Raw genomic sequence first — 11,562 nt, 5'->3', positions numbered from 1 at the left:
TTTATGCCGTTATTCGGCATGGAATGTGATCAAGTGCCAACGAGGCGCGAGGAGTAGGAGAACAAGATGTCCAGGAATTCCAAGGCGCGTGGCAGACAGCTGGCCATGGGGACATGCGCCCTCGCGGCGGCCGCCACGCTGGGCGGTTCGCTGCTCGGGGTGGCCCCGGCCCAGGCTGCCGCCACCAAGGCCGTCCCCGCCCTGCCGTACGGCACAGTCGTCCCGCCGGACGGTGTCAACGAGCGGCAGTACCCCAGCACCGACTCCTCGGTCGTGGGATTCCTGCGGTACCGGACCCAGGTCGGACTGAAGTGCAAGGTCCGCGCGCAGAACATCGACGGCAACACCGTCTGGTACCTGCTGCGCGACCGCCCCGCCTGGGTCTCCGCGCGGTACGTCGACAACACCGGAGTCGTGAAGTACTGCAAGGACGTCCAGCGCAGCCCGCTGAACAACAGCCAGCAGGCGCAGACCGCCCGGGGCTGACCTCACGGGCATCCGCACAAGGGCCTGGTCCCTCCTCCGGCGAGGGGCCGGGCCCTTTGCGTGCGTGCCGCAGGAGTCCGCCTCGGACGGGAGGACCGTACCGACGGGGTGTCAGCCCGCGAACTGCCAGCTGACGGTGTGGTCGGCGGTGACGAGCACGGCGAGGACGACCAGATCGGCCACGCCCAGGACGAGCCCGAGAATCGCGCGGGCACGGCGGCCGGTCCCCCGGGCGATCGCCATGGCGCCCAGGACGAGCGCGCAGGGTCCGAGTACCAGATTGAAGACCAGCAGACCGAGCAGCCCCATGACGAACGAGGCGACGGCCATGCTGTCGGCTTCCCGTCCGGGTGCTCTCCGGGTCCGCGTAGTGGTGGCGAGCAGGTCCATGGTTCCGTTCCCTTCGCAGTGGCTCGAGGTGAGCACCGGTCGGCAGGTCAGTGGTTCCCGCTGTGCCCGATGCGCTCGCGGACACCGAAGACCAGCAGCCAGCCGCCGATGACGGCCGCGGCGACCAGGGTCACCGGGAGCGGGAGGTGAACCGCGGCGCCGACGAGGACTCCGAGCATGAGGAGAGCTGCGACGAGGAAGAGCATGACCGCACCTTTCTCTGTGGATCTCGGATGGTTTTTCAGTGAACAACTGAAGTTACAATTGTTCACTGACCTCATCGTACTGTAGCTCCGACGGGAGAACGGTTGTTTACTGAAAGGTATGAGCCACACTTCCGGGGTCCGGCAGGCCCAGAAGCAGAAGACCCGTCAGGCACTGCTGGACGCAGGCCTGCAGCTGCTGGAGGAGCAGAGCCTGAGCAGTCTGGGACTGCGCGAGGTCACCCGGCTGGTGGGCATTGCACCGGCGGCCTTCTACCGGCACTTCCGTGACATCAGCGATCTCGGGGTGGCGCTCGTCCAGGAGTCGCTCGGGAGTCTGCACGCGGTGATCCTGGAGATCCTCGTCGAGCAGGACGAGACCGACGGCAGGATCGACCGCGCGGTCGAGGCCATCGCCGGCTATGTGCGCCATCGCCGTCCGCACATGCGCTTCATCGCCCGGGAGCGCTATGGGGGCGTAAAGGACGTGCGCGTGGCGATTGCGGCCGAATTGGACCGCTTCGTGGGCGAGGTCGCCGAGGGCCTCGCCTCCCGGCCGGAGTACGGGGGCTGGAGCGCGGAGGACATGCGGATGCTGGCCGAGCTCCATGTGGACCACATGGTGTCCACGGCCGCCGCCTTTCTCCAAGCGCCCGACCGGCCCGGGGCCGAGGAACGCATCGCCCGCACCGCCCGCACACAGCTCCGGTTGATCAGCGTCGGCTGCCGTCACTGGGACAGCGCTTGATCGGTGGTTCCGGGCTCAATGTCCTTGTGGCACAGCTTCGTTGGAATCCTGACCAGGACCTGGCATTCCTCCTAGGATGACGCACAGCAACCAGATCCTGGCTGTGTGCCAGGGAGGAAAGACTGTGAGGGATTCGATGGGCCAGGGCAGTAAGCCGTTGTCCAGTGTGGTCGATGTCAACGTCCCGAGTGTGGCTCGGATGTACGACTACTACCTGGGCGGCAAGGACAACTACGCCGTCGACCGCGAGGCTTCCGAGGAGCTGCTCAAGGTCGTACCGAGCACACAGGCGCTGGCGATCAACAACCGCCGCTTCCTCCAGCGTGTGGTGCGCTGCCTGGCGCAGGACTACGGGATCCGGCAGTTCCTCGACCACGGCTCCGGCCTGCCCACCCAGGACAACGTCCACCAGGTCGCCCAGCGGGTGGACGAGCATTCGCGCGTGGTCTACATCGACGACGATCCGATCGTCCTGGCCCACGGCCGCGCCCTCCTCGAGGAGAACGACAAGACCGCCGTCATCCAGGCCGACATGCGCGACACCGACGCCATATTCGGCCACCCCGAGGTCGAGCGGCTCATCGACCTCGACGAGCCGGCCGCCGCCCTGTTCGTCTCGGTCATGCACTGCATCCCCGACGCCTCCGACCCGGTCGGCCTGATACGACGGGTGGCGGACCGGCTCGCCCCCGGCAGCTTCTTCGTCATATGTCAGCTGGTCAGCGAGGACGCCGCGACCCGCGATTTCGTCACGGAGTTCATGGACACCAGCACCCAGGGCAACTGGGGCAGAGTCCGGCAGGAGCACGAAGTGCTGGAGTATTTCGACGGCTTGGAGATCCTGGAGCCGGGCCTTGTGGAGGTCTCCACCTGGCGACCGGACTCCGACCTCGGAGCGAAGCAGCTCACCCAGGAGTGGATCGAGTTCGGCGGCGCAGCCCGTCTGCCCTGACATCCGAGGGAGCCGCCCGCCCGTCATGTCCCCCGGTGCGGCTCCGAGTTCGGCCGACGGCGGGCTTGCCCTGCGCGCGACCGGCTCCGCTAGCCGGAGGGGAAGGCCCGCCAGAAGCGGTGCACGACCTCCCGGAAGCCCGTGTGCGTCGGGCTTCCGGCGACATGCCGCGCCGCCCATTCCCGTACGGCCTCCGGCTCCTCCGTGGCTCCGGAGGAGTGGCCGCACGTCGTGCACTCCATGTCGAAGACGGCCGAAGGCGCCTCCCGCGCAGGCTCACGCACGATCGACCAGTCCCCCGGACTGTTGGCCGTGTACACGCTCACAGCGTCCTCCTCGACGCTCCGCTCGTCCCGGGCGCAGCCACGCCCGCCATCTCTCGGGCGGGAACGGGGCGTACGTCGTCCGGTGAGGCTTCCCACTCCCGGCCGCCCTCAGGGGGGCGCAGGAACATCCGGCCCCCCTGCGAGTCCATGACCATCCCGACCGCATCCCGCTTCGCATCGAGCACAAGCTCGCCGACTGCCGGTGATTTGCCTGACTTGAGCATCGCTCCGACGGCTCTCCACTCCCTCACGGCACATCAGGTGACGTCTCTCACGTCCCGGCCACGGTCCTGAGTCTCACATCACTATCCTCGCGTCCCACCAGGTCCTGCAAGTACATCTGCAAGAACACTTGCAATTGCACGCGTGGACGGCTTGAGTTCAGTCGGCAGCGGCAAGACCGGCTCCTCGTAGGGAAGATGAGGCGTAGGTGCACCAGTTCAAGAACGGCACACCGGCCACGCACATCGACGGCGCGGTGTGGAAGAAGAGCACGTACAGCAATCCCAGCGGCAACTGTCTCGAGCTCGCCCGGCTGCCGGGCGGCGACATCGCCCTGCGCAACTCCCGTGACCCCGGAGGTCCGGCGCTCATCTGCACCCGGGACGAGATCGCGATGTTCCTGTTCGGCGCGAAGGACGGCGAGTTCGACGGCATGATCGTCGAAAATTGAACCATTGCGCCCGGCTGAACCGTCCGGCCGCTGTACGCGGCGGCCCCGGCAGTGGAACACTGAGCACTCGCCTATGTACTCAGGGGAGTCAGCATGACCGCCGCTCAGCCGAGTCGTGCGCCGTCGATAAGGCGCTATCTCGAGCACCCGCGGGGAGGACCGACCGCTCTGCGCATCGTGCTCGGCACGCAACTTCGCAAGCTCCGCGAGGCCAATGGCGTCAGCACGCAGACGGCCGCGAACGCCATCCGCGGCTCCCACGCGAAGATCAGCCGGCTGGAGTTGGGCCGGGTGGGCTTCAAAGAGCGTGATGTGGCCGACCTGCTCACGTTGTACGGGATCGCCGACCCGTCGGAGCGCGAGGACTTCCTCGCGCTGGCCCGCCGGGCGACCGCCCCCGGCTGGTGGCACCAGTACTCGGACGTCCTGCCGAGCTGGTTCGAGACCCACCTCGGCCTCGAAGAGGCCGCCGCGGTCATCCGCACGTACGAGAACCAGTTCGTGCCCGGCCTGTTGCAGACCGAGGGCTACGCCCGCGCGGTCACCAAGCTGGGTCACCCGCGGGCTTCCGCCACGGAGGTCGAGCGCCGGGTCCGGCTGCGCACCACCCGTCAGGAACTGCTCCACAGGGAGGACCCGCCGAGGTTCTGGGCGGTGCTGGACGAGGCGTCGCTGCGCCGGCCGCTCGGCGGCACGGCCGTGATGCGCGAACAGCTCACCCATCTCATCGAAATGGCCCGGCTCCCTCATGTGACCCTGCAGATCGCACCGTTCAGTCTCGGTGGTGTGGCCGCCGCCGGAGGGCCGGTCACGATCCTGCGGTTCCTCGAGCCGGATCTGCCCGACGTCGTCTACCTCGAGCAACTGACCAGCGCCCTCTACCTGGACAAGGAGGAGGACGTGGACGACTACCTCTACGTCATGGACCGGCTCTGCGCCGAGGCCGAGCGGCCCGCCACCACCGTTCCGTTCCTGGAGAAGGTCCTCGACGAAACCGGGACGGCTTGACCCCGGCCCTTCCCGGGCTGCTCGCTCCGGTTCCGGACGGCGCCTCCCGGGCCGCTCTTCGTACGGCATGCTGCGCCGCGGTGATGACCGGCGCGGCGGCTTTCACTGCGGTGCGCAGAATCTGCCCCGCGGGTTCGTTCGTGGTCAACAGCCCGGTCCTGGAAGGTGAATCGATGACACGCGCCGCACGAGAGGTGCTGGTCACCGTGTGACGGCCCACACGCCGGCGGGACGGCTGATGCGCCGGGCCTCGCAGGCACCGCTCCCCCACGCGCCCGGGCAGCCCTCCGCCTCAGATGCGCATACCCGCTGACAGCGTCCCTCAGGACGCCCTGCCGCGAACGGCCCCGGGGCGACCCGCGGCCGACCGCGGACGGGCCTCGGCGCGGGCCCGTCCGCGTGAGGGGAAGCGTCAGTCGGTCTTCTCCTCCGAGCGGTCGCCGCCCCAGAGGGTGTGGTAGCTGCCCTCGCGGTCGACGCGCCGGTAGGTGTGGGCGCCGAAGTAGTCTCGCTGGCCCTGGGTCAGCGCGGCGGGCAGCCGCTCGGCGCGCAGGGCGTCGTAGTAGGCGAGCGCCGCGGAGAAGCCCGGGGTGGGGACACCCTGGCCCACGGCCGTGGAGACCACCGCACGCCATGCCTCCTGCGCGCTGCCGATCTCCTCGGCGAACTCCTTGTCGGCCAGCAGCGTGGGCAGATTCGGGTCGGCGGCGAAAGCGGCCCGGATACGGTCCAGGAACGCGGCCCGGATGATGCAGCCACCACGCCAGATCGCGGCCACCGAGCCGAGGTCGATGTCCCAGCCGTACTCCTCCCCCGCGGCGCTGATCATGTTCCAGCCCTGGGCGTAGGAGACGACCTTGGACGCGTACAACGCCTGCTCGACCTGGGCCGCGAACTTCTCCGCCTCCGCTGCGCCCAGGGGGCTCGCGGCCGGACCGGCCAGCGTACGGGCCGCCTGGCGCAGGTCCGCGTGGCCGGAGACCGCGCGTGCGAAGACCGCCTCGGCGATGCCCGAGACCGGAACGCCCAAGTCGAGGGCGGTCTGTACGGTCCAGCGGCCGGTGCCCTTCTGCTCGGCCTGATCGGCGACCACATCGACGAAGGGCTTGCCGCCGGCGTCCGTGTGGGCGAGGACCTCGGCGGTGATCTCGATGAGATAGGAGTCCAGGCGGCCGGTGTTCCAGGTCCGGAAGGTCTCCGCGATCTGCGCGGGCTCGTAACCGGCGACACGCCGCAGCAGGTCGTAGGCCTCGGCGATGAGCTGCATATCGGCGTACTCGATGCCGTTGTGGACCATCTTCACGAAGTGGCCTGCGCCGTCGGGACCGATATGGGTGCAGCAGGGGCTGCCGTCCTTCGCCTTGGCGGAGATGTCCTCCAGCAGCGGGCCGAGCGCCTCGTAGGACTCCTTGGACCCGCCGGGCATGATGCTGGGGCCGTGGAGTGCGCCTTCCTCGCCGCCCGAGATGCCGGTGCCGACGAAGTGGATTCCCTGTTCGCGCAGTGCGGCCTCGCGGCGGCGGGTGTCCTCGAAGTGGGCGTTGCCACCGTCGATGATCATGTCACCGGATTCCAGCAGCGGCGCGAACTCCTCGATGACGGCATCGGTCGGGCCGCCCGCCTTCACCATGATGACCAGGCGCCGTGGCCGCGCGAGGGAGGCCACGAAGTCCTCCGGGCTCTCCGACGGGACAAAGGTCCCCTCGTGGCCGAACTCCTCCACGAGGGCGCGGGTTCTGGCCGCGGTGCGGTTGTGGACGGCGACGGTGTGCCCGTGCCGTGCGAAGTTCCGGGCCAGATTGCTGCCCATCACCGCAAGGCCGGTGACGCCGATCTGTGCCAACGTATCCATGCTCAACTCCAGAGGTGGAACCCGAGTGCTGCTGCGACTCGCCCACATTCTGATGGATGTGAGCCCCGGCTGTTCGCTGTCTGGATACGCAGGGCCGGTGCGCGGCGCTCAACTCCGGGCCTGATCACCGTACGGAAGCGGAGCGCTCACTGCCGCTCGTCGGTTTCCTCCGCGTCGGGGACGACGTGTACGGCGGCCTCCTCGGCCGAGGCCGCGGCGCCGTCGATGCCGACGTCGCTGGCGACCATGTCCTTCTCCTCGTCGGAATGGGCGCCCTCGTCCGGTGCCACCAGCCGGCCTGCGCGCCGCTCCCCGACCTCCTCGTCCCACAACTCGCCGTCGCTGTCCAGCGTGTCCCCGATTCCGTCGCCCTCGGGTACCGCGATGTCCGGGATCTCGTGGGCCAGCCGCTCGTCCAGGGGCTCGCCGCGGTGCTGTTCGTCCGCCGTCGTGCCGCGGCTCTCCACGGCCCAGGGCCGCTCGGGCGGCGAGTACCCCTCGTCGAGAACCGCCTCCAGCCCCCGGTCGTCGAGGGTGTCCTCAGGTTCGAGCAGTCCGGCGTCGTCCTGTACCTCGGACCCGTCCGGCTGGTAGACCTCGTCACCCATCATGCTCTCGCTCATCGTGTGGCCTCGCTGTTCGCCCATGTCCAGGATCGCGCAGTCCCGGCCCGCGGGCCAGGCATGCACTCCTCCTGCGCCTGCCCGCCCTCGGCCGCCATGACCCCGTCATGACCCCAGTACCTCCGCCAGGTCGTAGCCGACCGGCTCCTCCAGCTGGGCGTACGTGCACTCCTCCGGCTCGCGGTCCGGTCGCCAGCGGCGGAATTGGGCGGTGTGGCGGAAGCGGTCGCCCTGCATGTGGTCGTACGCCACTTCGCACACACGTTCGGGAATGAGCGGCACCCAGGACAGATCCTTCGTACCGGTCCAGCGGCTCGGCGCGCCGGGCATACGGCTGGCGGCGTGCGCTTCCTCGTCCGCCCAGGCGGCCCAGGGGTGGCCTTCGACGGTGGACATGCGCAGCGGTTCCAGCTCGGCCATGAGCTCCTCTCTGCGCCGCATGGGGAAGGACGCGCAGACGCCGACGTGCTGGAGCCGGCCGGCGGCGTCGTGCAGGCCGAGGAGGAGGGAGCCGACGACGGGGCCGGTCTTGTGGGGTCTGAGGCCCGCCACGACGCAGTCGGCCGTCCGCTCGTGCTTGATCTTGACCATGACGCGCTCGTTCGGGCGGTAGCCGAGGTCGGGGCGTTTGGCGATGATGCCGTCGAGGCCGGCGCCTTCGTACTGCTGGAACCACTGCCGGGCGAGGCCGATGTCGTCGGTGGTGGGTGCGGTGAAGACCGGGTCGGCGGCGTCGCGCAGGGCCTCGGTCAGCGCGACGCGGCGCCGTAGCAGGGGCGTGTCCAGCAGGGAGTCGTCGCCGAGGGCGAGCAGATCGAAGGCGACAAAGCTCGCCGGTGTGGTCTCGGCGAGCATCCGCACCCGGGAGTCGGCGGGGTGGATCCGCTCCAGGAGGGCATCGAAGTCGAGACGGCCGGCGCGGACGATGACGATCTCGCCGTCGAGGACGCAGCGCTGCGGGAGATTGGCCAGGAGGGCCGTGACCAGTTCGGGGAAGTAGCGGGTGAGGGGCTTGCCCGAGCGGCTGCCGATCTCGAGGTCGTCGCCGTCGCGGAAGACGATCGCCCGGAAGCCGTCCCATTTGGCCTCGTACTGCATACCGGGCGGGATGCTGGCTGCGGATTTCGCCAGCATCGGCTTCACCGGGGGCATCACCGGAAGGTCCATGGGACTTGATTGTGGCCCTGCGGCGGAGTGCGCGCCTGCCGAAATGTGCGGTGCCGGGAGGCGCTCTGCCGGGCCCGGGCCTAGCGTGGCCCTATGGGAGAGACGGTGGAGCTCACGGTGTCCGGCCGGCCGGTGCGGCTGTCCAACCCCGAGAAGGTGTATTTCCCGGAGCGGGGATTCACCAAGCTCGATCTCGCCCGCTACTACCTGGCGGTGGGCGACGGCATTCTGCGTGCGCTGCGGAACCGGCCGACGACGCTGGAGCGCTACCCGGACGGCGTGGAGGGTGAGTCGTTCTTCCAGAAGCGGGCGCCGAAGAATCTCCCGGAGTGGATTCCGACCGGGCGGATCTCCTTCCCCAGCGGGCGGTACGCGGACGAGATCTGTCCCACCGAGGCCGCGGCCGTGGTGTGGGCGGCGAACCTGGGCTGTCTGACCTTTCATCCGTGGCCGGTACGGCGAGGGGACACCGAGCACCCCGACGAGCTGCGGATCGACCTCGACCCGCAGCCGGGGACCGGCTACGAGGACGCGGTGCGGGCGGCGGTCGAGCTCCGTGAGGTGTTGCAGGAGGTGGGTCTGCGGGGGTGGCCGAAGACCTCGGGCGGGCGCGGCCTGCACGTCTTCATCCCCATCGAGCCGGTGTGGACCTTTACCCAGGTGCGCCGGGCCGCCATCGCGATCGCCCGGGAGCTGGAGCGACGCGCTCCGGAGCGGATCACGACCTCCTGGTGGAAGGAGGAGCGCGGCTCCAAGATATTTGTGGACTACAACCAGACGGCCCGGGACCGGACGATCGCCAGCGCGTATTCGGTCCGTCCACGGCCGAACGCGCCGGTGTCCGCACCACTGCGCTGGGCCGAGGTGCCCGACGCCCGTCCGCAGGACTTCGACCTGGCGTCCATGCCGGTGCGCTTCACCGAGGTGGGTGATGTGCACGCCGACATGGACGAGCACGCGTTCCGTATCGAGGCCGTACTGGAGCTGGCCGCCCGGGACGAGCGCGAGCACGGGCTGGGCGATCTTCCCTATCCCCCGGAACACCCGAAGGTGAAGGGCGAGCCGAAGCGGGTGCAGCCCAGCCGCGCCAAGCACTGACCTGCCGTGGGACAGCGGGTGGCCGGTAGCGGAGGCCGGGCGGTCGAGGCGAGGAAGGAGCGGGCGGTGGATCCGGTGGCGGCCCTGGACCGGATCGCGTTCCTCCTGGAGCGCGACCAGGCCCCGACGTACCGGGTCCGCGCCTTCCGTACGGCTTCGGCCGTGCTGGCAGACCTCGGCCCGGAGGAAGTGGAGCGGCGTGCCCAGTCCGGATCGCTGGAGTCGTTGAAAGGGCTGGGGCCCAAGACGTCGCAGGTGGTGCGCGAGGCACTGAAGGGGGAGGTGCCCGGGTATCTCGCGAAACTGGAGGCGGAGGCGGAGAGCGCCGAGCCGCTCCCGGAGGGCGCGAAGAAGCTGCGGGCGGCGCTGCGCGGGGACTGCCATCTGCATTCGGACTGGTCGGACGGTGGGAGTCCGATCGACGTGATGGCCCGGACAGCGGCGGATCTGGGGCACGACTGGGCGGTGTTGACCGACCATTCGCCGCGGCTGACGGTCGCGAGCGGGCTGTCGGCGGACCGGCTGCGCGAACAGCTGGACGTCGTGACCGGGTTGAACGAGGAGCTGGCGCCTTTCCGGCTGCTGACCGGGATCGAGTGCGACATCCTCCTCGACGGCTCGCTGGACCAGGAGGAGGAACTGCTCGACCGGGTGGACCTGGTGGTGGCCTCGGTCCACTCGAAGCTGCGGATGCGTTCCCCGGAGATGACCCGCCGGATGGTGAAGGCCGTATCGAGTCCGCTGGTCGACGTGCTGGGGCACTGTACGGGCCGGCTGCTCTCGGGACGGGGCCGCCCGGAGTCGGAGTTCGACGCGGCGGCGGTGTTCGGCGCGTGCGCGGAGTCGGGCACGGCCGTGGAGATCAACTGCCGTCCCGAAAGGCTTGACCCGCCGCGCAGGCTGCTGCGGCAGGCCGTGGACACGGGGGTGTTCTTCTCCATCGACACCGATGCTCATGCTCCGGGCCAGCTCGACTGGCAGGTCAACGGATGTACCCGGGCGGCCGGATGCGGTGTTCCGGTGGATCGGGTCATCAACACCTGGACGGCCCGCCAGTTGCTGAACTGGACCCGTACGCGCAAGCCGCCACGCTGACCGGCATGCACGCCACGGGGACGACGGTGACCTCGGCCGGCCTGATTCTGGCCGCCACGTTCGGAGTGTCCGCGCTGACCGGTGCCACGGAGGAGATCAAGCAGCTGGGGGGCTCGATCGCCATGGGGATTCTGCTGGACACCTTTCTGGTCAGGGTGCTGCTGGTGCCGGCCACGGTGATCCTGCTCGGCCGCTGGAACTGGTGGCCCTCCGCGCTGTTCCGCGCGGAGCGGGACGCGGCCCACGCCTCCGATACGGCACCGTGAGAGCGCTGTCCCGACCGCGGCGGCCGGGACGGCGGTGCGGCTCGTTGCGGCATCGCTGTGAGACGAACGCCGCATACCTCGCATCCATAGAAGGGCTGCCGCTGGGCAGACACCCGGAAGGAGGAGAAGGAGGAGGCGACAGCGCATGGTTGTGATGGAGTGCGAGGAGGGGGATGCGGCCGGGGCGCGGCATGCCACGGCTGCGTTCCTCGCGAGCGTCTGCCCGTGGGCCGATCTGGACGCGGTGATGCTGGTGGTCTCCGAGCTGGTCACCAATGCGGCCAAGCACACGGCAGGCTGGTGGCGCCTGCGGGTGCAGGCCTTCCACAGTCATCTCGTCGTGGAGATCGACGACTCCAGCGATGTGCTGCCGGGCCCGCGTACACCGGACATGACGGGCAGAGGCGGGCTGGGCTGGCACATGGTCCAGCAGCTCGCCACCGAGGTGGAAGTCCTCCGGCAGGCAGAGGGCAAGACCGTACGCGCGACCTGGCTGCGCGGCGCCGAGCCCGCGGCGGTGCCGTCCGTGTAGCAGAACTCGCAGCTGTGCCCCCTGGGGGCGGCCGGAGAGCACCGGCCGCCCCCCGGGGGCCCCGCCGGGGGCGCCCCTACCGATAGGTAGGGCGGGGGGTGGGGGAAGGGTGGGGCGGGGAAGGTGGAGATCGCGGGGGGGGC

At 69.6% G+C, this 11,562-nt stretch carries 16 protein-coding genes; 10 read left to right on the top strand and 6 right to left on the bottom strand.

What is annotated here, in order from left to right; translation table 11 throughout:
- Positions 1-66: 66 nt before the first annotated feature.
- Positions 67-486, top strand: coding sequence for an SH3 domain-containing protein (locus tag ABZW18_RS10150; protein ID WP_356184767.1), 420 nt, complete (start codon positions 67-69; stop codon positions 484-486).
- A 111-nt stretch (positions 487-597) separates the two neighbouring features.
- Here the strand turns inward: ABZW18_RS10150 and ABZW18_RS10145 are convergent, their stop codons facing one another.
- A complete protein-coding gene (locus ABZW18_RS10145) occupies positions 598-876 on the bottom strand; it encodes a DUF4190 domain-containing protein (RefSeq protein ID WP_356184765.1) in 279 nt (92 codons plus the stop codon).
- Positions 877-923: 47 nt separating this feature from the next.
- Complete coding sequence (locus ABZW18_RS10140; protein WP_356184763.1) at positions 924-1,082, bottom strand: hypothetical protein; 159 nt, start codon at positions 1,080-1,082, stop codon at positions 924-926.
- A 118-nt stretch (positions 1,083-1,200) separates the two neighbouring features.
- On the opposite strand from ABZW18_RS10140, the gene ABZW18_RS10135 reads away from it, so the two are divergent.
- On the top strand, positions 1,201-1,827 hold the full coding sequence (locus ABZW18_RS10135; protein ID WP_356184761.1) for a TetR family transcriptional regulator: 627 nt from the start codon (positions 1,201-1,203) through the stop codon (positions 1,825-1,827).
- A 136-nt stretch (positions 1,828-1,963) separates the two neighbouring features.
- On the top strand, positions 1,964-2,779 hold the full coding sequence (locus ABZW18_RS10130; RefSeq protein WP_356184952.1) for an SAM-dependent methyltransferase: 816 nt from the start codon (positions 1,964-1,966) through the stop codon (positions 2,777-2,779).
- Positions 2,780-2,868: 89 nt separating this feature from the next.
- On the opposite strand, the gene ABZW18_RS10125 is transcribed toward ABZW18_RS10130, so the two are convergent.
- The gene (locus ABZW18_RS10125) at positions 2,869-3,105 is read right to left on the bottom strand and encodes a hypothetical protein (RefSeq protein ID WP_356184758.1); all 237 of its coding nucleotides are present in this window, start codon (positions 3,103-3,105) and stop codon (positions 2,869-2,871) included.
- A gap of 430 nt (positions 3,106-3,535) precedes the next feature.
- Between ABZW18_RS10125 and ABZW18_RS10120 the strand changes: the two genes are divergently transcribed.
- From ABZW18_RS10120 to ABZW18_RS10110, 3 genes are all read left to right on the top strand, one after another.
- Positions 3,536-3,778, top strand: a complete 243-nt coding sequence (locus ABZW18_RS10120; protein WP_356184756.1) for a DUF397 domain-containing protein — start codon at positions 3,536-3,538, stop codon at positions 3,776-3,778.
- 93 nt (positions 3,779-3,871) lie between these two features.
- On the top strand, positions 3,872-4,786 hold the full coding sequence (locus ABZW18_RS10115) for a helix-turn-helix transcriptional regulator (protein WP_356184754.1): 915 nt from the start codon (positions 3,872-3,874) through the stop codon (positions 4,784-4,786).
- Entirely contained in the window at positions 4,783-4,998 is a 216-nt protein-coding gene (locus ABZW18_RS10110) for a hypothetical protein (protein WP_356184752.1), read from the top strand. Before ABZW18_RS10115 ends, ABZW18_RS10110 begins: the two co-directional genes overlap by 4 nt.
- A gap of 200 nt (positions 4,999-5,198) precedes the next feature.
- On the opposite strand, the gene gndA is transcribed toward ABZW18_RS10110, so the two are convergent.
- The 3 genes from gndA to ABZW18_RS10095 all read right to left on the bottom strand — a co-directional run bounded on the left by gndA (position 5,199) and on the right by ABZW18_RS10095 (position 8,428).
- A complete protein-coding gene (gene gndA, locus ABZW18_RS10105) occupies positions 5,199-6,638 on the bottom strand; it encodes an NADP-dependent phosphogluconate dehydrogenase (protein WP_356184749.1) in 1,440 nt (479 codons plus the stop codon).
- 146 nt (positions 6,639-6,784) lie between these two features.
- Positions 6,785-7,261, bottom strand: a complete 477-nt coding sequence (locus tag ABZW18_RS10100) for a DUF5709 domain-containing protein (protein WP_356184950.1) — start codon at positions 7,259-7,261, stop codon at positions 6,785-6,787.
- A gap of 105 nt (positions 7,262-7,366) precedes the next feature.
- The gene (locus ABZW18_RS10095) at positions 7,367-8,428 is read right to left on the bottom strand and encodes an ATP-dependent DNA ligase (RefSeq protein WP_356184747.1); all 1,062 of its coding nucleotides are present in this window, start codon (positions 8,426-8,428) and stop codon (positions 7,367-7,369) included.
- A 93-nt stretch (positions 8,429-8,521) separates the two neighbouring features.
- Here ABZW18_RS10095 and ligD point away from each other — a divergent pair, with 93 nt between their 5' ends.
- The 4 genes from ligD (at position 8,522) to ABZW18_RS10075 (ending at position 11,419) form a co-directional block, all read left to right on the top strand.
- On the top strand, positions 8,522-9,526 hold the full coding sequence (gene ligD / locus ABZW18_RS10090; protein ID WP_356184745.1) for a non-homologous end-joining DNA ligase: 1,005 nt from the start codon (positions 8,522-8,524) through the stop codon (positions 9,524-9,526).
- 66 nt (positions 9,527-9,592) lie between these two features.
- Positions 9,593-10,621, top strand: a complete 1,029-nt coding sequence (locus tag ABZW18_RS10085; protein WP_356184947.1) for a PHP domain-containing protein — start codon at positions 9,593-9,595, stop codon at positions 10,619-10,621.
- Positions 10,622-10,626: 5 nt separating this feature from the next.
- Positions 10,627-10,887, top strand: coding sequence for an MMPL family transporter (locus ABZW18_RS10080; protein ID WP_356184742.1), 261 nt, complete (start codon positions 10,627-10,629; stop codon positions 10,885-10,887).
- A 145-nt stretch (positions 10,888-11,032) separates the two neighbouring features.
- Complete coding sequence (locus tag ABZW18_RS10075) at positions 11,033-11,419, top strand: ATP-binding protein (RefSeq protein ID WP_356184740.1); 387 nt, start codon at positions 11,033-11,035, stop codon at positions 11,417-11,419.
- Positions 11,420-11,562: the final 143 nt, after the last annotated feature.

This window comes from Streptomyces sp. NPDC004647 (assembly GCF_040609575.1).
In the GTDB taxonomy this organism is placed as follows: Bacteria; Actinomycetota; Actinomycetes; order Streptomycetales; family Streptomycetaceae; genus Streptomyces.
This window is presented reverse-complemented; position numbering and strand designations above follow the sequence as displayed.

What these genes read in the sequence shown, in the direction of transcription:
- ABZW18_RS10095 (WP_356184747.1), bottom strand. Translation starts at nt 8,428, where the DNA reads ATGGACCTTCCGGTGATGCCCCCGGTGAAGCCGATGCTGGCGAAATCC.
- ABZW18_RS10150 (WP_356184767.1), top strand. Translation starts at nt 67, where the DNA reads ATGTCCAGGAATTCCAAGGCGCGTGGCAGACAGCTGGCCATGGGGACA.
- ABZW18_RS10145 (WP_356184765.1), bottom strand. Translation starts at nt 876, where the DNA reads ATGGACCTGCTCGCCACCACTACGCGGACCCGGAGAGCACCCGGACGG.
- ABZW18_RS10100 (WP_356184950.1), bottom strand. Translation starts at nt 7,261, where the DNA reads ATGAGCGAGAGCATGATGGGTGACGAGGTCTACCAGCCGGACGGGTCC.
- ABZW18_RS10075 (WP_356184740.1), top strand. Translation starts at nt 11,033, where the DNA reads ATGGTTGTGATGGAGTGCGAGGAGGGGGATGCGGCCGGGGCGCGGCAT.
- ABZW18_RS10115 (WP_356184754.1), top strand. Translation starts at nt 3,872, where the DNA reads ATGACCGCCGCTCAGCCGAGTCGTGCGCCGTCGATAAGGCGCTATCTC.
- ABZW18_RS10135 (WP_356184761.1), top strand. Translation starts at nt 1,201, where the DNA reads ATGAGCCACACTTCCGGGGTCCGGCAGGCCCAGAAGCAGAAGACCCGT.
- ligD (WP_356184745.1), top strand. Translation starts at nt 8,522, where the DNA reads ATGGGAGAGACGGTGGAGCTCACGGTGTCCGGCCGGCCGGTGCGGCTG.
- gndA (WP_356184749.1), bottom strand. Translation starts at nt 6,638, where the DNA reads ATGGATACGTTGGCACAGATCGGCGTCACCGGCCTTGCGGTGATGGGC.
- ABZW18_RS10080 (WP_356184742.1), top strand. Translation starts at nt 10,627, where the DNA reads ATGCACGCCACGGGGACGACGGTGACCTCGGCCGGCCTGATTCTGGCC.
- ABZW18_RS10140 (WP_356184763.1), bottom strand. Translation starts at nt 1,082, where the DNA reads ATGCTCTTCCTCGTCGCAGCTCTCCTCATGCTCGGAGTCCTCGTCGGC.
- ABZW18_RS10130 (WP_356184952.1), top strand. Translation starts at nt 1,964, where the DNA reads ATGGGCCAGGGCAGTAAGCCGTTGTCCAGTGTGGTCGATGTCAACGTC.